Here is a 22,264-nt window from a genome sequence, read left to right on the forward strand (position 1 = left end):
GATCGCGCGTGTGCCCTTTCTTCGACGACGCCGCGCGTTACTTCACGCGCATGCCCGGCTTCGCGCCGCTATGCGGCTCCAGAATGTAGAGGCCCGGTTCGGCCTTCTCGTCCGTGGCGGATGCGGCGAGCACCATGCCTTCGGACATGCCGAACTTCATCTTGCGCGGCGCGAGATTGGCGACCATCACCGTCAGCTTGCCGACGAGATCCTGCGGCTGATACGCCGACTTGATGCCGGAGAACACGTTACGCGTCTTCTCCTCGCCGATATCGAGCGTCAGTTGCAGCAGCTTGTCGGAGCCTTCCACTGCCTTGCAGTCGACTATCTTCGCAATACGCAAATCGACCTTCGCGAAATCGTCGATGGAGATGACGCCGCTGTCGTCCTTCGCTTCTTTCTTGGCGGCGGGTTTCGACGCCGCGGCGCTCGTCGCTTCCGGCGCGGCCGGTTGCAGCGATTCGCGATTCGCCGCGAGCAGCGCCTCGATCTGCTTCGGATCAACGCGCGTCGTCAGATGCTTGTACGCGTTGATCGCATTGGCGGACGAGAGCGGGCGCTCGGCATCGGCCCATGCGAGCGGCGCAATGCCGAGGAACGCTTCCACGGATTCGACGAGCTTCGGCATCACCGGCTTCAGCGCCAGCGAGAGCAGGCGGAACGCTTCGAGGCTCACGCTGCACGTCTCATGCAGCGCGACCGCGTTCGCGGGGTCTTTTGCCTGTTCCCACGGCTTCGCGGTATCGACGTATGCGTTCACGGCGTCGGCGAGTTCCATCGTCGTGCGCAGCGCGCGGCCGTATTCGCGCGATTCGTAGAACGCCGCGATCTGCGGGACAGCGCCGCGCAGTTGCGCGATAAGCGGATGCTGCATCGCGCTGTCCTGCACGCGGCCATCGAAGCGTTTGATGAGGAAGCCCGCCGCGCGGCTCGCGATGTTCACGTACTTGCCGACCAGATCGCTGTTCACGCGCGCCTGGAAGTCGTCGAGATTCAGGTCGATGTCTTCCATCGTGCTGTTCAGCTTCGCCGCGAAGTAATAGCGCAGCCACTCCGGATTGATGCCTGTGTCGATCACGCTTTGCGCCGTGATGAACGTGCCGCGCGACTTCGACATCTTCGCGCCGTCCACGGTCAGAAAGCCGTGCGCGAACACGTTCGTCGGCGTGCGGTGGCCGGAGAACTGAAGCATCGCGGGCCAGAAAAGCGTGTGGAAATACAGAATGTCCTTGCCGATGAAGTGATACTGCTCGGCCTTCGAGCCGGGCTTCACCCAGGCGTCGAAATCCACGCCGATGCGATCCGCCAGATTCCTGAAGCTCGCGTAATAGCCGACGGGGGCGTCCACCCACACGTAGAAGTACTTGCCCGGCGCGCCGGGAATTTCGAAGCCGAAGTACGGCGCGTCGCGCGAAATGTCCCAGTCGGCGAGCTTGGCTTCGCCTTTGTCGCCGAGCCATTCGCGCATCTTGTTGGTGGCTTCGGCTTGCGCGAGTCCGCCGACCCAGCCGCGCAGGAAGTCTTCGCAACGCGGATCGGACAGGCGGAAGAAGTAATGCGTCGATGTCTTGCGGATGGGCGTCGCGCCCGACACTACCGAATACGGATTGATGAGCTCGGTCGGCTGATACGTGGAGCCGCAGACTTCGCAGTTGTCGCCGTATTGGTCTTTCGCGCCGCATTTCGGGCATTCGCCCTTGATGAAGCGGTCCGGCAGGAACATTTCCTTGACCGGATCGTAGGCTTGCTCGATATCGCGTGCTTCGATCAGGCCGGCTTGCTGAAGCGCGGTATAGATGGAGTCGCACAGCACGCGGTTTTCTTCGGCGTCGGTCGAATAGTAGTTGTCGAACGAGATGCCGAAGCTGTCGAAATCGCGCTTGTGCTCCTTCCAGACGCGTTCGATCAGCGCTTTCGGCGTGATGCCTTCCTTTTCGGCGCGCAGCATGATCGGCGTGCCGTGCGTGTCGTCGGCGCCGACGTAGTAGACCTCGTGGCCGTGCATGCGCAGCGTCCGCACCCAGATGTCAGTCTGAATGTACTCGACCATGTGGCCGATATGAATCTGGCCGTTCGCGTACGGAAGCGCGGACGTGACGAGAATCTGGCGGCGGCCGCCTTCGTTGGCCGAAGCGGCGGACGCGGTGGCGGAAATCGGTGCTGACGATGCTGACATGGAGGCGCGGCCCGGAGGAGTGCTGGAAGCGGGTGAAAAGGGGAATGTCGATTCTAGCAGGGCGGGCGGGCACGTCGCGCAGGCGCGGACGCTTCTTCCCGTCACGAGTCGGTACGCCCGGAGAGAAGCCAACGAAAGCGCGGTTCAGTCGGTGGACGGCACACGTGCTGTTGCCATTGTGTGCGGCAAGGAGTCGCCGGGCTGCCGGCGTCGCCCATCCAGCCAACCGATTGCTGGCGGACAGGACGATCCTTGAAGAAGTGGGAAAGCTAACGCCGCGCGCGACGGACGTTCACATTTGGTGAATGGATAAGTTGATTTATCCGCGTCCGCGAGAGGCGGCGATTGGGATTGGGCAAAGCCGACAGATTCGGCCCCGCAACGACGCAATCGAGGATATCGCTTGAGTCGTTCGCCCAAAAAAAACCGGGGTCCAATCGGGCCCCGGAGCAACAACGACAAGAGGAGAATGGCAGGCGATGGCCCAGCCATCCACCCACCATAACGACAGACAAGCGGCGCGCCGGCAAGTTTCAAAAATTTTTCACTCGCCTCTGAATCGGTGTCAGATTGCCCGCTCCCCGCCCATCCCCTGATAGTCAGGTCTTACTGAACCTGGCCCGGCTGCGCCGTCGCGCGCAGGTAGATTTCCACGCGACGATTCTGCGCGCGGCCGGCTTCCGTCGAGTTGTCGGCGATCGGCTGGTTCTGGCCCATGCCCTGCGCCGACAGCCGCTGCGCGGGAACGCCGTGGGTCGAGATATACGACGCCACGCTCTGCGCGCGGTTCTGCGAAAGCGTCTGGTTGTACGCGGCCGTGCCGGTGTTGTCCGTATGGCCGACGACGCTCGCGATCAGTTCAGGATGCTGCTGCAACGTTTGCGTGACCGAGTTCAAAACCGGATCGAACGACGGCTTGATCGCGTAGCTGTTGGTATCGAACGAGATGGAATTCGGGATGTTGACCTTCAGCGAGCCGTCCTGCTGCTCAGTCACCTGCGTGCCGGTGCCCTTCGAGTCGCCGGAAATCTTGTTGCGGATGGCCTGCCAGTTGTAGCCGGTGATGCCGCCGACCGCCGCGCCCGTAGCCGCGCCGATCGCCGCGCCCTTGCCGCCGCCGAAAATCGCGCCAATGCCCGCGCCCGTGGCCGCGCCGACGCCCGTACCGACCGCCGCGTTGGTGCCTTGCTGCGACGCGCAGCCTGCGACGAGCGCGCCCGCAACGGCGAACACGGACAAACGGGTCAACATCTTCATCTTCATCTTGATCTCCTTGATTCAACAAGCGGTTCGACGCCCACGCGCCGACAGTGCGAAAGGGTCTTCGGACGGGCTTTCGGACGAGCCTCTACAATATTGAGAATCGTCCGTTTTCCCGCAGCGATACGTCCCCGGAAAACGACAGCAGCGGCATAGTGCAGCGCGAAGCAAGTCGCGCGCAACGGCGCTAACAATTACTTGCAATTTCCTCAGTTTGTTGCACGGCGACGCACGGCAGCAACCCTCGTTCCACGGAGTATCAATGAGCATTGACCGCGCGCAGATCGACACTGCACTCGCTAACCTGACCGATCCCAACACTAACCGCAAGTTTGTTGACACCAAGAGCATCCGCAACGTGACGGTCGAAGGCGGCAAGGTGTCGGTGGGCGTCGTGCTGGGCTATCCGGCCAAGACGCAGTTCGCGTCGATCGGCAAACTCGTCGAGGACGCGCTGCGTCAGGTGCCAGGCGTCACCGATACCGCCGTCGACGTTTCTTCGCAAGTGGTCGCGCATGCGGTGCAGCGCGGCGTGAAGCTGTTGCCGAACGTCAAGAACATCATCGCGGTGGCGTCGGGTAAGGGCGGCGTCGGCAAGAGCACGACGGCCGCGAATCTCGCGCTCGCGCTCGCGGCGGAAGGCGCATCGGTCGGCATGCTCGACGCCGACATCTACGGCCCCTCGCTGCCGATGATGCTCGGCATTTCCGGCCGGCCCGAATCGCCCGATAACCAGTCGATGAATCCGCTGACCGGCCACGGCATCCAGGCGAACTCGATCGGCTTTCTGATCGAGCAGGACAACCCGATGGTGTGGCGCGGCCCGATGGTCACGTCCGCGCTCGAACAACTGCTGCGCCAGACGAACTGGAAGGATCTCGATTACCTCGTCGTCGACATGCCGCCGGGCACGGGCGACATCCAGCTCACGCTGTCGCAGAAGGTGCCGGTGACGGGCGCGGTGATCGTGACGACGCCGCAGGACATCGCGCTGCTCGACGCGAAGAAGGGCTTGAAGATGTTCGAGAAGGTCGGCATTCCGATTCTCGGCATCGTCGAGAACATGAGCACGCATATCTGCTCGAACTGCGGCCACGAAGAGCATATCTTCGGCGCGGGCGGCGGCGAGCGCATGGCGAAGGAATACGGCGTGCAGATTCTCGGTTCGTTGCCGCTCGACATTTCGATTCGCGAGCGCACCGACGCCGGTTCTCCGACGGTCGTATCGCAGCCGGAAAGCCGCATCGCGGAGACGTATCGCGCGATTGCGCGGCGCGTCGCGATCTCGGTCGCCGAGCGTCAGCGCGACATGACCTCGAAGTTCCCGAGCATCGTCGTGCAGAACACCTGATCCGCCGCAAAAGCGGCCCTCTCGCGCGAGCCTTGTGCGGCGCGGCTCGCGGTATCATGTCGCCTTCGAGACGCGGCAGCGTCGACGCAACGGGTGTCGGCGGGCCGCCGAGAGGATCGCATGAGAGACAGAGTCAACGGGCGGACGCGCTCCGCCTGGTTCACCTTGTTCGCCGTCGCCGCGGCGGTGTGCAGCGTGCTGCTCGGCGGCTGCGGCATCATCTTCCAGAATCACGAGAAACGCGCGGACGCCACGCTGACGCCCACGCCCGGCAATACGGCGCGCGGCACGGTGACGCTCATCGAACGCGCCGACGGCGTGCAGATTTCGTACAACCTCGTCGACATGCCGCCCAATAGCGACCACGCGCTGCAAGTTCACGAACGCGGCGACTGCATCGCGGTGAACGGGGACGCGAGCCCGGTCTTCGCGCTGCCGTCCGACCGCGGGCGCAACGGCAGCCGGCTCGAAGGCGAACTCGGCAACATTCACGCGGACGCCACGGGCGCGGCCACTGGCTTTATCGTGGCGACGGACGTGTCGCTCGACGGCGTGCGCTCGGTCATCTCCCGCGCGATCATGCTGCACCGCGAAGCGGCCGACCCTTATGCGCTGAGTCCCCACAACGTGGGTCCGACGCTTGCGTGCGGCGTCATCCGGCGATAACGGCATCGTCCGAACGGCCGATCTCGCGGCGAGCGTCGTTCCGCGTAAAATACGCGCTTCCATTTTCGTCTGGCCGCACGAGGCCATGCGCCGTTTCACCGCAGGCCTGAAGTCGCGCCAAGTGCGCGACTTCAGCCGCAACGTTGGGTACGTCCCCTATGAGCATCAAGTCCGACAAGTGGATTCGGCGCATGGCCGAAGAGCACAAGATGATCGAGCCGTTCGTGCGCGATCAGGTGCGCGTGGCCGAGGACGGCCGCAAGATCGTGAGTTACGGCACGTCGAGCTACGGCTACGACATTCGCGTGGCCGACGAATTCAAGATCTTCACGAACATCAACTCGACCATCGTCGATCCAAAGGCGTTCGACGAGAAATCGTTCGTGGACTTCAAGGGCGATGTCTGCATCATTCCGCCGAATTCCTTCGCGCTCGCGCGCACGGTCGAATATTTCCGCATTCCGCGCTCGTGCCTGACCGTGTGTCTCGGCAAGTCGACCTACGCGCGCTGCGGGATCATCGTGAACGTCACGCCGTTCGAGCCGGAGTGGGAAGGCTATGTGACGCTCGAATTCTCGAATACGACACCATTGCCCGCCAAAATCTACGCGAATGAAGGCGTCGCGCAGGTTCTCTTCTTCGAGAGCGACGAAATCTGCGAGACGTCCTACGCCGACCGCGGCGGCAAGTATCAAGGGCAGCACGGCGTGACGCTGCCGAAAACCTGATCGCTCCGCGTCCCTAGAACCGCACACGGCACGCGCTTGTCGAAGGACCGCTGGCTCCGGGAAAAAGTCTCGGGCAGCGGTCGTTCCATTTGGAGATTCGCCTCATGAAGTTCCGCTTCCCCGTCGTCATCATCGACGAAGACTTTCGCTCCGAGAACATCTCGGGTTCCGGCATTCGCGCGCTGGCCGAGGCGATCGAGGGCGAAGGCGCCGAAGTGCTCGGTCTCACGAGCTACGGCGATCTCGCTGCCTTCGCGCAGCAGTCAAGCCGCGCGTCGTGCTTCATTCTGTCGATCGACGACGACGAGTTGCTGCCTTACGCCGACAATGTCGTCGTGGAAGGCGACACGCCCGAACTGGCGTCGGCCATCGTCGCGTTGCGCGCGTTCATCAACGCCGTGCGCCGCCGCAACGCCGACATCCCCATCTTCCTGTACGGCGAAACGCGCACGTCGCGGCACTTGCCGAACGACATCCTGCGCGAGCTGCACGGCTTCATTCACATGTTCGAGGACACGCCGGAGTTCGTCGCGCGGCACGTCATTCGCGAAGCGAAGGTCTATCTCGATGCGCTCGCGCCGCCGTTCTTCAAGGAACTCGTGCAGTACGCGGACGAAGGCTCGTATTCGTGGCACTGTCCGGGCCACTCGGGCGGCGTCGCGTTCCTGAAGAACCCGCTCGGGCAAATGTTCCACCAGTTCTTCGGCGAGAACATGCTGCGCGCGGACGTGTGCAACGCGGTGGAGGAACTCGGCCAGCTGCTCGATCACACCGGCCCGGTCGCGGCGTCGGAGCGCAACGCGGCGCGCATCTTCGGCGCGGATCATCTCTTTTTCGTGACCAACGGCACGTCCACCTCGAACAAGATCGTGTGGCACGCCACCGTCGCGCCGGGCGATATCGTGCTCGTGGACCGCAACTGCCATAAGTCGATTCTGCACGCCATCACCATGACGGGTGCGATTCCCGTGTTCCTCACGCCGACGCGCAATCACTTCGGCATCATCGGGCCGATTCCGCGCGACGAGTTCAAGCCCGAGAACATTCGCAGGAAGATCGAAGCGAATCCGTTTGCGCGCGAGGCGCTCGCGAAGAACCCGAAGGTCAAACCGCGCATCCTGACCATCACGCAGAGCACGTACGACGGCGTGGTCTATAACGTCGAGATGATCAAGGACCTGCTCGGCGACATGCTCGACACGCTGCATTTCGACGAAGCGTGGCTACCGCACGCCGAATTCCATTCGTTCTATCAGGACATGCACGCGATCGGCGCGGGCCGCCCGCGTACCGGCGCGCTCGTGTTCGCCACGCACTCCACGCACAAGCTGCTCGCCGGCATTTCGCAGGCATCGCAGATTCTCGTGCAGGACAGCGAGAACAGCACGTTCGACCGCCATCGTTTCAACGAGGCGTATCTGATGCACACGTCGACGTCGCCGCAATACGCGATCATCGCGTCGTGCGACGTGGCCGCCGCGATGATGGAAGCGCCGGGCGGCCCCGCGCTCGTGGAAGAGTCGATTGCGGAGGCGCTCGACTTCCGCCGCGCGATGCGCAAGGTCGATGCCGAATACGGCGACGACTGGTTCTTCAAGGTCTGGGGCCCGGACGCGCTGGCCGAAGAGGGCATCGGCGACCGCGAGGACTGGATGCTGAAGCCGAACGACCGGTGGCACGGCTTCGGCGCGCTCGCCGAGAATTTCAACATGCTCGACCCGATCAAGGCGACGATCATCACGCCGGGGCTCGACGTGGACGGCGAATTCGGCGAGACGGGCATTCCGGCCGCCATCGTGACGAAGTATCTGGCCGAGCACGGCATCATCGTGGAGAAGACGGGGCTGTACTCGTTCTTCATCATGTTCACGATCGGCATCACGAAAGGCCGCTGGAACTCGATGGTCACCGAGCTTCAGCAGTTCAAGGACGACTACGACAACAATCAGCCGCTGTGGCGCGTGCTGCCGGAGTTCATCGCGCAGCATCCGTCGTACGAGCGCATCGGCCTGCGCGATCTGTGCGAGCAGATTCACAGCGTCTATCGCGCGAACGATATCGCGCGGCTCACGACCGAAATGTATCTGTCGAGCATGGAGCCCGCGATGAAGCCGTCCGAAGCGTACGCCAAGCTCGTGCACCGCGAGATCGACCGCGTGCCGATCGACGAACTCGAAGGCCGCGTGACGAGCATTCTGCTGACCCCGTATCCGCCGGGCATTCCGTTGCTGATTCCGGGCGAGCGGTTCAACCGCACGATCGTCGATTACCTGCGTTTCGCGCGTGAGTTCAACGAGCGCTTCCCGGGCTTCCACACGGATATTCACGGGCTCGTCGGTGAGATGATCAACGGGCGCATCGAGTATTTCGTCGATTGCGTGCGCGATTGAGTTCTTCGTAACGCTCGTCTGATTCGCTGCCGCAAAACAAACGGCCCTTCATAGAAGGGCCGTTTGTCTTTTGGGGTAAGCGCCGATCGTTCAGATCAGGCCTTCCGCCTTCATCGCCGCCTGCACCGCCGGACGCGCCGCGACGCGCGCCTGATACGCGGTCAACGCCGGCCACTTGTTCAAATCGAGGTCGATGAACGGCGCCCAGCCGAGCACGGTGAAGAGATAAGCGTCGCCGATGCCGTATTCGTCGCCCAGCAGATACTGCTTGTCGTCGATATGCTTCGCCACGTACGCGAGACGGCGCTCCAGATTGGCCATCGCGGCGGCTTTCCACTCGCTCGTCGCGGCGGGGTTGAAGAACGGCGAGAAGTTCTTGTGCAATTCCGTGCCGATGAACGTGAGCCACCCTTGCAGGCGATAGCGCGACATGGCGTCGGCGAGCGGCGCGAGATGCTTGGCCGGCACCTGATCCGCGATGTACTGCATGATCGCCGGGCCTTCGGTGAGCACGTCGCCGTTGTCGAGTTGGAGCGCGGGCACATAGCCCTTCGGGTTGATCGCCATGAAATCGGCGCCGCTCGCAGTGACTTTCGTCTTCAGATCGACGGCTTCGATCTCGTAAGGCAGACCCGATTCTTCGAGGACGATATGCGAGGCAAGCGAGCACGCGCCGGCTTTGTAGAACAGTTTCATTCAAATCTCCAAGGTGAAACGCGCGCCATTATGAACGATTCGGACGAGGGCGCGGCGCGAGCGATCGCTTCTGACATTCGGAGATCAATTTGCCGCAGCCGTAAATAGGACAAATCGTGTGTTGCTTCGAGCTGTTCACGACCATGCTTTTAAATCCAATAACAAAGCAAAAAGGTCATCATGAGCGGCAGGCCAGCATTCGGGAGCGCATGGATCGCATTCACCCGTGTACACGTGGGCGTGGCGGATGTCGGGAAAATGATCGGCGGTCGCGTCGACGACAACATCAAGGCCGGTATCTTCCAGAATGCATGTCCGATAAGAATGAGCTACGTGCTGAACAGCACCGGGTTTCCCGTCAAGAAAGAAGCAGGCTATGCGACTGTATCGGGCGCGGACGGAAAGCAGTACCTGTTCCGGGTGAACGACATGATGGCCTATCTCGAGCGCGAGTTCGGAAGGCCCGACAAAACCGTCAAGTCTCCGAAGGAAGCAGATTTTCGAGGTCAGCGAGGCATCCTCGTCGTACGCGGACACGGCTGGAAGGATGCGCGAGGACACGTGACTCTTTGGAACGGGGCTGCATGTTCGGATTCCTGCCACCTGCTTCAGAATCCCGACAACGGCACGTTCATTCCCGATACGGCGTCGCTGTGGGAGTTGCATTGATGCGCCCGTTCGTCGCAGGTGTCGTGCTCCTGGCGCTCGGCCAGCTTGCACTGGCCTCTCCGGGGTCAGTGACTGAGAAGCAACAGGCGCTCCTGAAGCGATGGGCACTGAGCCGTTGTCTCGCGAAGGTCTATCCCGACTCACCGGCGAAGGACGACGCGAACGCAACAGCGAGCAGCTATCTCGAAGCTGGCAGTGTCCCGGCTGACGCCTACCTGGCTGTCGACAAGCTTGCGAGCGAGTATGCGAACCGGCGATATTCCGGCGCGGTTCACTCGTCGTTCGGAACGAAGAAATGCATCGATCTCTTCGATAGCAAAGCGCTCGACGATCTTACGGCTCGAATCGTGACTGCGCCAGCCGCCGCCGCTAATCGACGATGAACTTGCGCGATGAATCGCGCGACACGGGCGGCGCCGACGCGAACTCCGGATCCGCCGCCATGTCATGCAGCGCCGCTTCCAGCGTCGCGCACATCGCATTCAGCGCGAGGTCGTTCTCTTCCAGCCCGAACGGGTCTTCGATCTGCGCGGCAATCGCCTCCAGCGCCATGAACGCATACGCCACCAGCAACGCGAAGAGCGGCGTCAACAGGCCCGCGCCATCGACGAGTCCGAACGGCAGCATCACGCAGAACAGATAAATCGTGCGGTGAATCATCACCGAGTACGAGAAGGGCAGCGGCGTCGAGGTGAGCCGCTCGCAGCCGCCGATCACGGCCGACAGCGCGTTCAGGTTAGCGTCGACGGCGAGCATCGCGTAGCCGTCGAGCGCGCCTTCGCGTTTTCTTGCCGCGACCCATTCGCCGAGCCACAGCAAGATCAGCGCGGGCCTGTACTGCGCCGCGGCGACGCGCGCGTGCAGTTCCGGCGGCAGGCGCGGCGCGAGATCGCTTGTCGCGTCGGTGCCACGCAACTGATGCCGCAACGCATGCGCCAGTCCGCCGATCGCCGCGAGAAAGCGCCGCGTGTCGGCCGCATCGCGCGGATGCGGCATCGACAACGCCTGACGCGCGAGCGACCGCGCCGTGATGACGAGCGAGCCCCAGAGCTTGCGTCCTTCCCACCAGCGGTCGTAGCTCGCGCTGTTGCGAAACCCTAAGAACACCGCGAGCGCAATGCCGACGAGCGCGAACGGCGGCGTGCCGAGCCCGATCGGATAGTGCCGCATGTGGTCGTGCATGAAGATCGCCGCGACCGACAGCGCGAAGATCAGCCCGAGCCGCGGCAGCAGTTGCGGCAGCACGGAGCCGCGCCAGACGAACAGCATGCGGAACCAGTGCAGCTTGGGGCGAATAATCATGTCAGGGAAGAAACGTGCGACTGTCTCGACATTGCGGCGACAAAAAAGGCCGTCCCAGCGGACAGCCCTTCATGCAGCCGACGGCTCCAGCGCGCGTTCAAAGCGCCTCGCGCGCTGCCTTCGCCGCCGCGCGCACCTGATCCGGCGCGGTGCCGCCCGGATGATTGCGGCTCGCCACCGACCCTTCGAGCGTCAGATAGCCGAACACATCCTCGCCGATCAGATGCGCGACGTTCGGCAGTTCGATGCGCATCGCGTCCAGCGAGAGATCCGCAATATCGCAGCCGCGCTCGTCGCAAATGCGCACCGCGTGCGCCACGGCTTCGTGCGCGTCGCGAAAGGGCAGGCCGCGCTTCACGAGATAGTCCGCGAGATCGGTGGCGGTTGCGAAGCCTTGCAGGGCCGCGGCGCGCATGGCCTGCGGCTTCACGGTGATGCCCGCCGCCATTTCCGCGAAGATGCGCAGCGTGTCGGCGACCGTATCGACCGTGTCGAAGAGCGGTTCCTTGTCTTCCTGATTGTCCTTGTTGTACGCGAGCGGCTGGCCCTTCATCAGCGTGAGCAGCGCCATCAGATGCCCGTTCACGCGGCCCGTCTTGCCGCGCGCCAGTTCCGGCACGTCGGGGTTCTTCTTCTGCGGCATGATCGACGAACCCGTGCAGAAGCGGTCCGCCAGATCGATGAAGCCGATGCGCGGGCTCATCCACAGCACGAGTTCCTCGGAGAAGCGCGAGACGTGCGTCATGATGAGCGCGGCCGCCGCTGTGAATTCGATCGCGAAATCGCGGTCGGACACCGCATCGAGCGAATTGGCGCAGATGCCGTCGAAGCCGAGCGAGGCCGCCACCGCGTGACGGTCGATCGGATAGCTCGTGCCCGCCAGCGCCGCCGCGCCGAGCGGCAGCCGGTTCACGCGACGGCGGCAATCGCGCATGCGCTCGGCATCGCGCGTGAACATCTCGACGTAGGCGAGCAGGTGATGCCCGAACGTCACCGGCTGCGCCACTTGCAGATGCGTGAAGCCCGGCATGATGGTGTCCGCGTGCTTCTCCGCCATGTCGATGAGCGCAAGTCGCAGGTCCTTCAGCAGGTCGCCGATGCGGTCGATCTCGCCGCGCAGCCACAGGCGGATGTCGGTCGCGACCTGATCGTTGCGCGAACGGCCGGTGTGCAGCCGCTTGCCGGCATCGCCGATCAGCGCGGTGAGCCGCGCCTCGATGTTCAGGTGCACGTCTTCGAGATCCAGCTTCCATTCGAACTCGCCGCGCTCGATCTCGCCCTTGATCTGCGCCATGCCGCGCTCGATGGCCGCAAGGTCGTCCGCGCCGATGATTTTCTGCGCCGCGAGCATGGACGCATGCGCGAGCGAGCCTTGAATGTCGACGAGCGCGAGCCGCTTGTCGAAGAACACCGACGACGTATAGCGTTTGACGAGCTCCGACATCGGCTCGGAGAAGCGAGCCGACCAGGCTTCGCCTTTTTTGTGAAGTTGGGACGTCATGGTGTGTTTTCGGCGTTCGAGGCGTCAGAAAGACGAGAATTTTAACATTCGGGGCTACGCGTCCCCGACCAGAATCACGAGCTTCAGGTCTTCGCGATGCGCCGGCTTGAACGTGATCTGATTGAACACCACGCGTCCGCGCGACGGATGATCGAACGCGCGCTCGCCGCCTTCGCGCTCGAACACGTCTTGCGAGGCCCAGTAGCGCGCGAAGGCATCGCTTGCGGCGCTCAACGCGTCGATCAGCGCGCGCGTGGGCGGATCGTTCAGATGGCGGATGGAATCGGCGCGAAACTCGGCGGCCAGCCGGCGCGCGCGCGTTTCCCAGTCGACGATGAGCGTTCGCGCCGCCGGCGACGTGAACGTGTAGGTCAAGAGATTGCGGTCGTGCTCGCTGTCCAGCCAGCCGACGAACAGGTCCGCCGCCGGCGCGTTCCAGCGCAGCGCATTCCACTGACGGTCGAGCACATAGGCGGGCGCGCCGATCAGCCCAACCGTCTGCAACAGCGCGGCGGGGACGTCCTGCGCGGCGGGATCGGGCTCGGCGGGATCGCGTTGTGCGGCGAGTTCGAAAAGATACGCGCGCTCGGCGCGCGACAGTTGCAGCGCGACGGCGATGCGCGCGAGCGCGTCGGCGGAAGCGGATACCGGCCGGCCCTGCTCGATCCACGTGTACCACGTCGGGCTCACGCCGCACAGTTGAGCGACTTCCTCGCGACGCAGGCCCGGCGTGCGGCGGCGCGGGCCGGGCGGCAAGCCGACCGCGAGCGGCGACAGACGCTCGCGATGCGTGCGGATGAATTCGCCGAGCGCGCGCGCGGGCGTATCGGCGAGCGGTTCGGCGGGCTTGTTTTCGGTTCGGTTCATGCGGACTTCGGACGCAAACGTCGGCGCGCGACGGGTGGTTCAGATACCAGGATAACTAGTCAACTTGTACCGGTACAGGGCGGGCTCTATTGTATCGGCAGGCCGGTGCTGCGACGACCGGTATCCGATGCACAACACGTCCACCATGCGGAGTCACGATGAAACACCATGAACAGGTCGCCGACGCGTTCGGCAGCACTGCCGCCGCGTATCTCACGAGTCACGTTCACGCGACCGGCACCGATTTGCAGAACCTTGCCGCGACCTTCGCCGCGACGTGCGGCAACGCGACGGTGCTGGACATGGGCTGCGGCGCGGGTCACGCGAGCTTCGCGGTCGCGCCGCATGTGAAGCAAGTCGTGGCCTACGACATCGCGCCGCAGATGCTCGCCACCGTCGAAGCCGCCGCGAAGGAGCGCGGGCTGACGACCATCCGCACGCAGCAGGGCGCGGCTGAAACGCTGCCTTTCGACGACGCCTCGTTCGACTGGGCGATCAGCCGCATGAGCGCGCATCACTGGCGCGACGTGCCGAAGGCGCTCGCCGAAGTGCATCGCGTGCTGAAGCCGGGCGGGCGGCTCAAGTTCATCGACATCGCGGGCATCGACGATCCGCTTTTCGACACGCATATTCAGGCGATCGAAGTGCTGCGCGACGCGTCGCATATCCGCGACTATCGCGCGGACGAATGGATCGCGATGCTCGACGCCGCCGGCTTCGACGCGCGCGTCACCGAACGCTGGCGCCTTCCGCTGGAATTCGAAGCGTGGGTGACGAGAATGCGCACGCCCGCCGAGCGCGTGACGGCGATTCAATCGATGTGGGAGAACGCGCCCGAGGAAGTGCGCCAGTATTTCGGCGTGAAGGACGACTTCTCGTTCGAGCTGGACGCGTTGATGATCGAGGCAAAGCGGCGCGACTAAAGCCGCTTCGCCTCGCGAAAAGCGTCAGCCGGTATTCCGCAATCCCGCCGCGATCCCGTTGATCGTCAAGTGAATCCCGCGCCGCAGCCGCACGTTCTGATCGCCCGCGCGGTGGCGCTTGAGCAGTTCCACCTGCAAGTGATTCAGCGGATCGAGATACGGAAAGCGGTTTTTGATCGAACGCGCGAGCAGCGGGTTGTCGGAGAGCCGCTCGCTTCGGCCGGTGATCTCGGTGAGCACGTGACAGGTGCGCTCGTGCTCGGCCACGATCTTGTCGAACACTAGCTTGCGCAGCTTCTTGTCGCTGACGAGCTGCGCGTAACGCGACGCCACCGCGAGGTCGGTCTTCGCGAGCACCATGTCCATGTTCGACAGCAGATTCTTGAAGAACGGCCAGGTCTTGTGCATCTTGCGAAGCGCGGCAAGACGCCGGGTGCGCTCGGCATCCGATCCGGCTTCATCGAGATAAGCGGTCACCGCGCTGCCGAAGCCGTACCAGCCGGTCAGAAGCAGCCGGCACTGGCCCCACGAGAAGCCCCAGGGAATCGCGCGCAAATCCTCGATCTTCCGATGCTTCGGGTCTTGCAGCTTGCGCGACGCCGGCCGGCTGCCGATGTTCAGCTCCGCGATTTCCGCAATCGGCGTCGAGGAGAAGAAGTAATCGGTGAAGCCGGGCGTCTCGTAGACGAGCGCGCGATACGCGGACATCGCGGCATCCGAAAGCGTCTGCATCGTCGCTTCGAACTGCGGCAGCTGTGCGGGCGCGTTCTCGTGCGGCAGGAGCGTTGCTTCGAGCGTCGCGGCCACGACCGTCTCCAGATTGCGACGTCCAATTTCCGCGTTCGCAAATTTGCTCGCGATCACTTCGCCTTGCTCGGTCAGCCGAATCTGGCCGTCGACGGTGCCGGGCGGCTGCGAAAGAATCGCCTGATACGTCGGACCGCCTCCGCGCCCGACCGTGCCGCCGCGCCCGTGAAAGAGCCTGAGCGTCGTCCTGCGTTCCTTGAACAGCGCGACGAGCGCCAGTTCCGCGCGATACAACTCCCAGTTCGACGTGAGAAAGCCGCCGTCCTTGTTGCTGTCCGAATACCCGAGCATGACTTCCTGCTCGTTGCCCTGATTTTCGATCAGCTTGTCGATGCCCGGCAGCGCGAAGAACTCGCCCATGATGACGGGCGCATTGCGCAAGTCCGCGATGGTTTCGAAAAGCGGAATCACCATCAGACCGTCGCGCGCGGCGTCGTCCTTGCTGCCGAGACAGCCTTGTAGCACGCCGGTTTCCTTTTGCAGCAGCATGACTTCCAGCAGATCGCTGACGGTTTCCGTGTGCGAAATGATGTAGTTGCGCACCGCCCGCGCGCCGAACTTCTCGCGGATTTCCCGCGCCGCTTCGAGCACGCCGAGTTCGCTTTTCGCGAGATCGGAATATTGCGTGTAGGGCAGGCGCAGCGGCCGCGGCTGTCCGAGCTCCTTCAGCAGCACATCGCGTTTCTGCGCTTCGTCGAGCGACGCGTAATCGGCCACGACGCCGCCGCGCGCGAGCAGTTCCGCCACGACCGCCTCGTGGATATCCGAGCTTTGCCGCAAGTCGATGCTCGCCAGATGGAAGCCGAACACTTCGGACGCCCGCGCGAGCGGCGACAGGCGCTGCGCCGCCAGCGACGCGCCGTGGTTCTGCGCAAGCGATTCGATCAGCACGTTCAGATCGCGCGTGAACTCGGCGGCGTCGGCGTACGGCGTCGCGCGGATCGGCGCAGCGCCGCGCCCGGCGCTGCGCACGGCCACCACGCCTTCGCCGAGCCGCACGCGCGCGCTCGCCGCGAGCCGCGTGTAGATGCCGATCAGCGCGCGCCGATACGGCTCGTCCGTGCGATGCGGCGAGTGGTCAGGCGACGCATCGGCGAGCGCGAGCAGCGCATCGCTCGCGCCCGCGAGCAGATTGGACACCGACAGTTCGGCGCCGAGCTTGTGCACCTCTTCCAGATAGTGTTCGAAGATGACGGTCGCCTGCCGCGTGGTGGCGGCGTCGAGCGTTTCCGCCGTGACGTTCGGGTTGCCGTCGCGGTCGCCCCCGATCCAGCTTCCCATCTGGAAGAACGGCGGCAGCCGCGTGGGCAGGCCGTGCTCGGCGAGCGCGGCTTCGATGTCGGCATAAAGCGCGGGAATCTCAGCGAGGAAGGTCGCGCGGTAATAGGAGAGCGCGTTCTCGATTTCATCGGCGACGGTCAGGCGCGCGTCGCGCAGCATGCGCGTCTGCCAGAGCGACGTCACGCGTGCGCGCAGCACCGCCTCGTTCTGCGAGCGTTCGCGGGCGGTCAGTTCCTGATCGCGCTCGGCCAGCAGTCGCGCGATGTCGTGCTGCGCGTCGAGGATACTCTTGCGCTGCACTTCGGTCGGGTGCGCAGTCAGCACCGGAACGATGAGCGCGTCGTCGAAAAACTTCTGCAGCATTTTGCGCGTGGCGCTGACGTTCTTCTGTTCGCGCATGCGCTCGATGGCATAGGCGATGGTGCCCGGCTGCGGCGCCGAGCCCGCAAGCGCGTGAATGCGGCGGCGGCGGTTGTGGTGGCGGTCTTCCGCGATGTTCGCCAGATGCGAGAAATAGCTGAACGCGCGCACGACGGACACTGTCTGCTCCGGCGACAACGCACGCAGGCGCTTTTCCAGCGTCTGCGAGGCGTCCACGTCGTCCTCGCGGCGGAACTTGACGGCGGTCTGACGAATCGCCTCGACCATGTCGAACACGGCGTCGCCTTCCTGCTCGCGCAGCACTTCGCCCAGCACGCGGCCGAGGAAGCGGATGTCTTCGAAGAGCGGGCGGTCTTTGTCGTCGCGGGCGCGGCTCGCGGGCTTCGCGCGGTCAGCGGAATCGGCATCCGAAGATTCGGTGGCGACGTGCGCTTCCGCGACCGAAGCAGCCTTGGCCTTCTTCGACGGCTTCTCGGCTTTGGGCGCTTTCACCATCACTTCGACGCCCGGCTTCTCCTTGACGGCGACCGCCGCCGTGGACGCTTTCGCGGCGCCTGCGGCCCGCGTCTTCGGAATGGAAGGCGACGGCGCCGCGATGGACGTGTCGGAGGATGAGTCGGGCGATGCGGCGTTGCGGCGCGCCGGGCGGGCCGATGCGGAAGACGTCACGTTGAGTTCCTCTCTCTGCTCTCTGATAGGCGAAGCCAGGGACCATCGGCGAAACGGCGGCCTGTGCGGCGCCGCGCGAAGCAAGTCATGCGGACCAGCAAGATGAACGTGTGCGAGGCGTCCGCGCCTGGCGCATGTGTCTCCCCATGCGCCAAGCCCGCTTCGCGGCGCTCGGAAAGGCGCGCCGGACAAGGCTCTCGCGCGCCGCCCATGCCCGAATGGACCGTGGCGTGCGTGCTACCATTGTTCGTTATTTCATCCCGTCATTCGATCGAGCATCAATGAATTCCGAGACGCATTCAACGACACCGCCCGCCACGCTTGTCATCGCTTCGCGGGAAAGCCGGCTCGCGATGTGGCAAGCCGAGCATGTGCGGTGTGCGCTGCACAAATTATATCCATCTTGCGACGTCAAAATTCTCGGAATGACGACACGCGGCGATCAGATTCTGGACCGCACGCTGTCCAAGGTCGGCGGCAAGGGTCTCTTCGTGAAGGAACTGGAAGCCGCGCTCGCGGAAGGCCGCGCCGATCTCGCGGTGCATTCGCTGAAGGACGTGCCGATGCAGTTGCCCGAAGGCTTCACGCTCGGCGCCATTCTCGAACGCGAAGACCCGCGCGATGCCTTTGTGTCGCCGCACTTCGAATCGCTCGAGGCGCTGCCGGCGGGCGCCGTGGTCGGCACGTCCAGCTTGCGCCGCGAAGCAATGATTCGCGCGCGCTTTGCGCATCTCGACGTGCGGCCGCTGCGGGGCAATCTCGACACGCGCTTGGCCAAGCTCGACCGCGGTGACTACGCGGCGATCATTCTCGCGGCGGCGGGTCTGAAGCGGCTTGGTCTCGAATCGCGCATCCGCGCATGCCTCGATGCGTCCGAGAGCTTGCCGGCGGCGGGACAGGGCGCGCTCGGCATCGAGATTCGCGCGGATCGCCCGGAACTCGCGGCGTGGCTCGCGCCGCTGCATGACGAAGCCACCGCGTTCGCCGTCGAAGCCGAACGCGCGGTGTCGCGCGCGCTCGGCGGAAGCTGCGAAGTGCCGCTCGCCGCGTTCGCGCAATGGAGCGACGGCGCCCTCTATTTGCGCGGCGCGGTGTCGATGCCTGACGGCAAACGCATGCTGCGCGCCGAAGAAGCGGTGCACGCGCCCGATCTGGCCGGCGCGCTCGCGCTCGGTCAGCGGGTGTCGGCCGATCTCGAAGCGCAAGGCGCAGCCGAGATCGTCAATGCGCTCTCGACGATGAGCCGCGCCGACGCGCCCAACGAGCCGCCGTCCGCGAGCGGTTCGCCGGACAATCCAGCGCCGCCGCCCGCGGCGAACGCATCCTGATGGCGAGCACGGTCCGCGCCACCGTCGTCATTACGCGTCCGGGCGGGCAGTCGGCCGCGCTCGTCGAGCGGCTCGCTCGCGCGGGCTTCGACGCGTTCGACTTTCCGCTGATCGACATCGCCCCGGTCGCCGACGACGCGCTCCTTCGCGCCGCCCTCGACGAGCTGTACGCGCCCGAGCGCTACGCGCTCGTCGTGTTCGTGTCGCCGAACGCGGTCGATCACGCGTTCGGCCGCCTCTTCGCGCCGTGGCCGGCAGACGTGCCGGTAGCGGTCGTCGGGCCGGGCAGCGTCGCGGCGCTCGCGCGACAAGGCGTGCATGCGCCGACGCATCGCGTGATCAGCCCCTCGGAAGAGGCGAACGATCCGCGCTTCGATTCCGAGGCGCTCTACGCCGCCATCGAGTCGCACTTCGGCGCGAACGGGCTCGACGGCCGGCGCGTGCTGATCGTGCGCGGCGACGGCGGGCGCGAGTGGCTCGCCGAACGGCTCGAACAGGCTGGCGCCCGGGTGACGAAGGTCGCGGCATACCGGCGTCTGCTGCCCGAGCCGTCCATGCGAAAGTGGGAGCGCATCCACGCGCTGCTGGGCGGCGATCATGCGTGGCTGCTCACCAGTTCCGAAGGCGTGCGTAATCTGGATGAGCTCGCCCGCGAGCATCTCACCGCCGACGAAATCGCTCGGCTCAAGCACGCGCCGCTCGTCTGCCCGCACCCGCGCATTGCCGAAGCCGCGCGCCAAACGGGTTTTGATAGGATTACGGTGTCCGGCGCCGGCGACGAACGCATCGTGCATACGCTCCTGACGCTCTTTCCGCCTGACGCCGGCGCATCCGCCGCAGCGGAGCCGAAGCGCCATGAAGAGACGCCGAACCACGCGCCATCTCGAGCGACCGACACATCGCCGGCCACGCCGCCGGCCCACCAAACGGCTCAATCACGCATGACTGACTCGAACGATTCCAAGAAAGCTTCACCTCAGCCGAACGTGACACCGCCCTTGCCGCCGAACACGCCCTTCACGCCGTATGAACAACAGAAGCGGCGCGGCGGCGCGGGCACTGTGTTGTTGTGGTTCGTCGTCGCCATTCTGGCGGTGGCGGCGGGCGCGGGCGGCTACGCGCTGAACCGCAAAGTGGACCGCAAGGAACAGGAGATGGCGCAGCGCGTCGAAGAAGCCGATGCGCAGAACGCCGCTCTGCGCGCCAAGGCCGATCAGGCGGCGAGCGCGACCTCCGCGCTCAACACGCAGTTGATCCAGTTGCAGGGCAAGCTCGCCGATGCCGAAGCGCACAGTCAGGCGTTGCAGCAGCAGTATCAGGATCTCGCGAGCAACCGCGACGACTGGACGATCGCGGAAGTCAAGCAGATTCTCTCCAGCGCAAGCCAGCAGTTGCAGTTGACCGGAAACGTCCAGCTCGCGCTCTTCGCGCTGCAAAGCGCCGACACGCGCCTCGCCGCGACGACCGGCCCGCAAGTCGTGGCGATCCGCAAGGCCATCACGCAGGACATCGACAAGCTCAAGTCGACGCAAACCACCGACCTCACCGGTCTCGCCATCAAGCTCGACACGGCCATCGAGCAGATCGACGGCTTGCCGCTCGCGGGCGAGGCGCCGATCGAGCGCGCGCGGGCACAGGCCGCCGCGCCGGGCGACAGCGCGTCGATCGCCGCGGCCACCGGCGAGCCGCGCTGGAAGGTGCTGTGGCGGCAGATCACGAGCGGCATCGGACAACAGTTGTCGAGTCTGGTGTCGGTGCGGCGCATTGACAATGCGGACGCCATGCTCACGTCGCCCGATCAGGGCTACTTCGTGCGGGAGAACGTGAAGCTGCGCCTGTTGTCGGCGCGTCTGTCGCTGCTTTCGCGCAGCGAATCTACGCTGAAGTCGGATCTCGCGGCAGCGGATGCCGCGCTCGGCCGCTACTTCGATCCGTCGTCCAAGAAGGTCGCCGCCGTGCGCGATCTCGTGAAACAGGTCGATCAGGCGTCGCTCGCGGTCGCCGTGCCGAACCTGGACGCGAGCCTTGCCGCCGTTCATCAGTTCAAGCGAGGCGGATGATGACGATTCGAGGACTCATCTGGCTCGCGCTGCTCTTCGCGGTCGCGGTGATCGTCGCGACGGTCGGCGGCTTCAATGGCGGGCAGGTATTGATCGTCGTTCCGCCGTATCGCGTCGACGTGTCGCTGAATCTGTTCGCGGTGGCGCTCGTCGTGCTGTTCATCGCGCTGTACGCGCTGATTCGGGCGGCGCGCGGCGTCTGGAAAATGCCGCAGCGCGTGGCCGCTTACCGCGCCCGCAGCCGGCTCGCGAAGGCGAACGCTTCGTTGCGCGATGCCATCGGCCACCTGTACGCCGGGCGTTTCTCGAAGGCGGAGAAAGCCGCGCGCGATGCGCTTTCCGTCGCGGAGAACCGGGGCGCGGCGGGGCTGATCGGCGCGAATGCGGCGCATCGGCTGCATGAATACGGGCGTCGCGATGAATGGCTCGCGCAGATCAGCGGCGCGGACTGGCAGGACGCGCGTCTGATGGCCACCGCCGACATGCGCGCCGATGGCCGCGACGCGGACGGCGCGCTCGTCGCATTGACGGAGATTCAGGCGCAAGGCGGGCGGCGCATTCACGCGCAGCAGATCGCGCTGCGCGCCCAGCAGCAGTTGAAGAACTGGGCAGAAGTGCTGAAGCTCGCGCGCATGCTGGAGAAGCGCGAGGCGTTGCATCCGGCGGTCGCCGTGCGTTTGCGGCAGGTGGCGGCGGAAAACCTGCTGCGCGACCGGCGGCACAATCCGGACGCGCTGCTCGAATTCTGGCAGTCGCTCTCCGCGACGGAGCGCCAGTCGCCGCGTCTGGCCGATCTCGCGGCGGAATTGCTGATCGCGCTCGATCGCCGCGCGGAGGCGAGGAAGATCGTCGAGGAGGCGCTCGCGCATAACTGGGACGCGCGGCTGTTGCGCCGCTATCCGGATTGCGTCGTCGGCGGCGATGCGTTCCCGTTGATTCAGCGCGCCGAAGCCTGGCAAAAGGAGCGCACGGAAGACGCGGACCTGCTTTTCACGCTCGGGCGCTTGTGCCTGCATCAGCAGTTGTGGGGCAAGGCGCAGGCGTTCCTCGAATCGGCGCTCAAACTGGCAGACAACGAGCCGCTCAAAATCCGGACGCATCGCGCGCTGGCGCGCCTGCATGAGCAACTGGGCGATGCCGAGAAGGCCGCCGAGCATTATCGGGCGAGCGCGCTGGCGATGAACGTCGTCTAGGGCGTCGGTTCAGCGT

17 protein-coding genes are annotated in these 22,264 nt (G+C 64.8%); 10 read left to right on the plus strand and 7 right to left on the minus strand.

Annotation, left to right across the window (positions count from 1 at the left end; genetic code table 11):
• Window positions 1–37: 37 nt before the first annotated feature.
• Entirely contained in the window at window positions 38–2,176 is a 2,139-nt protein-coding gene (gene metG, locus NCR37_RS03325) for a methionine--tRNA ligase (protein WP_250471603.1), read from the minus strand.
• 606 nt (window positions 2,177–2,782) lie between these two features.
• Window positions 2,783–3,439 (minus strand): YiaD family glycine zipper/OmpA-like lipoprotein, encoded by a 657-nt coding sequence (locus tag NCR37_RS03330; protein WP_250471604.1) that lies wholly within the window; start codon window positions 3,437–3,439, stop codon window positions 2,783–2,785.
• Between the two features lie 259 nt (window positions 3,440–3,698).
• On the opposite strand from NCR37_RS03330, the gene apbC reads away from it, so the two are divergent.
• From apbC to NCR37_RS03350, 4 genes are all read left to right on the plus strand, one after another.
• Window positions 3,699–4,787, plus strand: a complete 1,089-nt coding sequence (apbC, locus tag NCR37_RS03335; protein WP_250471606.1) for an iron-sulfur cluster carrier protein ApbC — start codon at window positions 3,699–3,701, stop codon at window positions 4,785–4,787.
• 120 nt (window positions 4,788–4,907) lie between these two features.
• Window positions 4,908–5,453, plus strand: a complete 546-nt coding sequence (locus NCR37_RS03340; protein WP_250471608.1) for a superoxide dismutase family protein — start codon at window positions 4,908–4,910, stop codon at window positions 5,451–5,453.
• A 158-nt stretch (window positions 5,454–5,611) separates the two neighbouring features.
• Window positions 5,612–6,181 (plus strand): dCTP deaminase, encoded by a 570-nt coding sequence (gene dcd / locus NCR37_RS03345; RefSeq protein ID WP_014190693.1) that lies wholly within the window; start codon window positions 5,612–5,614, stop codon window positions 6,179–6,181.
• Window positions 6,182–6,285: 104 nt separating this feature from the next.
• Window positions 6,286–8,571, plus strand: a complete 2,286-nt coding sequence (locus NCR37_RS03350) for an arginine/lysine/ornithine decarboxylase (protein ID WP_250471610.1) — start codon at window positions 6,286–6,288, stop codon at window positions 8,569–8,571.
• Window positions 8,572–8,661: 90 nt separating this feature from the next.
• Here NCR37_RS03350 and gstA read toward each other — a convergent pair whose 3' ends face one another.
• Window positions 8,662–9,267: a glutathione transferase GstA gene (gene gstA / locus NCR37_RS03355; RefSeq protein WP_250471612.1), complete on the minus strand. Its 606-nt coding sequence runs from the start codon at window positions 9,265–9,267 to the stop codon at window positions 8,662–8,664.
• 180 nt (window positions 9,268–9,447) lie between these two features.
• Between gstA and NCR37_RS03360 the strand changes: the two genes are divergently transcribed.
• On the plus strand, window positions 9,448–9,936 hold the full coding sequence (locus NCR37_RS03360; protein WP_250471614.1) for a type VI secretion system amidase effector protein Tae4: 489 nt from the start codon (window positions 9,448–9,450) through the stop codon (window positions 9,934–9,936).
• Window positions 9,936–10,319 carry a T6SS amidase immunity protein Tai4 family protein gene (locus NCR37_RS03365; protein ID WP_250471615.1) on the plus strand — a complete coding sequence of 128 codons (384 nt, stop codon included), beginning with the start codon at window positions 9,936–9,938 and terminating at the stop codon, window positions 10,317–10,319. The genes NCR37_RS03360 and NCR37_RS03365 overlap by 1 nt, the downstream gene beginning before the upstream one ends.
• Here NCR37_RS03365 and NCR37_RS03370 read toward each other — a convergent pair.
• The 3 genes from NCR37_RS03370 to NCR37_RS03380 all read right to left on the minus strand — a co-directional run bounded on the left by NCR37_RS03370 (window position 10,306) and on the right by NCR37_RS03380 (window position 13,606).
• Window positions 10,306–11,238, minus strand: coding sequence for a bestrophin family protein (locus NCR37_RS03370; protein WP_250471617.1), 933 nt, complete (start codon window positions 11,236–11,238; stop codon window positions 10,306–10,308). The genes NCR37_RS03365 and NCR37_RS03370 overlap by 14 nt on opposite strands.
• A gap of 97 nt (window positions 11,239–11,335) precedes the next feature.
• A complete protein-coding gene (argH, locus tag NCR37_RS03375) occupies window positions 11,336–12,739 on the minus strand; it encodes an argininosuccinate lyase (RefSeq protein WP_250471619.1) in 1,404 nt (467 codons plus the stop codon).
• Between the two features lie 54 nt (window positions 12,740–12,793).
• Window positions 12,794–13,606 carry a helix-turn-helix transcriptional regulator gene (locus NCR37_RS03380; protein WP_250471620.1) on the minus strand — a complete coding sequence of 271 codons (813 nt, stop codon included), beginning with the start codon at window positions 13,604–13,606 and terminating at the stop codon, window positions 12,794–12,796.
• Between the two features lie 158 nt (window positions 13,607–13,764).
• Between NCR37_RS03380 and NCR37_RS03385 the strand changes: the two genes are divergently transcribed.
• Window positions 13,765–14,529 carry a class I SAM-dependent methyltransferase gene (locus tag NCR37_RS03385; protein ID WP_250471622.1) on the plus strand — a complete coding sequence of 255 codons (765 nt, stop codon included), beginning with the start codon at window positions 13,765–13,767 and terminating at the stop codon, window positions 14,527–14,529.
• Between the two features lie 24 nt (window positions 14,530–14,553).
• On the opposite strand, the gene ppc is transcribed toward NCR37_RS03385, so the two are convergent.
• On the minus strand, window positions 14,554–17,667 hold the full coding sequence (ppc, locus tag NCR37_RS03390; protein WP_250471624.1) for a phosphoenolpyruvate carboxylase: 3,114 nt from the start codon (window positions 17,665–17,667) through the stop codon (window positions 14,554–14,556).
• A gap of 281 nt (window positions 17,668–17,948) precedes the next feature.
• Here ppc and hemC point away from each other — a divergent pair, with 281 nt between their 5' ends.
• The 3 genes from hemC to NCR37_RS03405 are packed head-to-tail and all read left to right on the plus strand — an operon-like array spanning window position 17,949 to window position 22,248.
• Complete coding sequence (gene hemC / locus NCR37_RS03395; RefSeq protein WP_250471633.1) at window positions 17,949–18,995, plus strand: hydroxymethylbilane synthase; 1,047 nt, start codon at window positions 17,949–17,951, stop codon at window positions 18,993–18,995.
• Window positions 18,995–21,055 (plus strand): fused uroporphyrinogen-III synthase HemD/membrane protein HemX, encoded by a 2,061-nt coding sequence (hemDX, locus tag NCR37_RS03400; protein WP_250471635.1) that lies wholly within the window; start codon window positions 18,995–18,997, stop codon window positions 21,053–21,055. Before hemC ends, hemDX begins: the two co-directional genes overlap by 1 nt.
• Window positions 21,055–22,248, plus strand: a complete 1,194-nt coding sequence (locus tag NCR37_RS03405; RefSeq protein WP_250471851.1) for a heme biosynthesis protein HemY — start codon at window positions 21,055–21,057, stop codon at window positions 22,246–22,248. Before hemDX ends, NCR37_RS03405 begins: the two co-directional genes overlap by 1 nt.
• Window positions 22,249–22,264: the final 16 nt, after the last annotated feature.

It is taken from the genome of Caballeronia sp. GAFFF1 (assembly GCF_023630705.1).
In the GTDB taxonomy this organism is placed as follows: Bacteria; Pseudomonadota; Gammaproteobacteria; order Burkholderiales; family Burkholderiaceae; genus Caballeronia.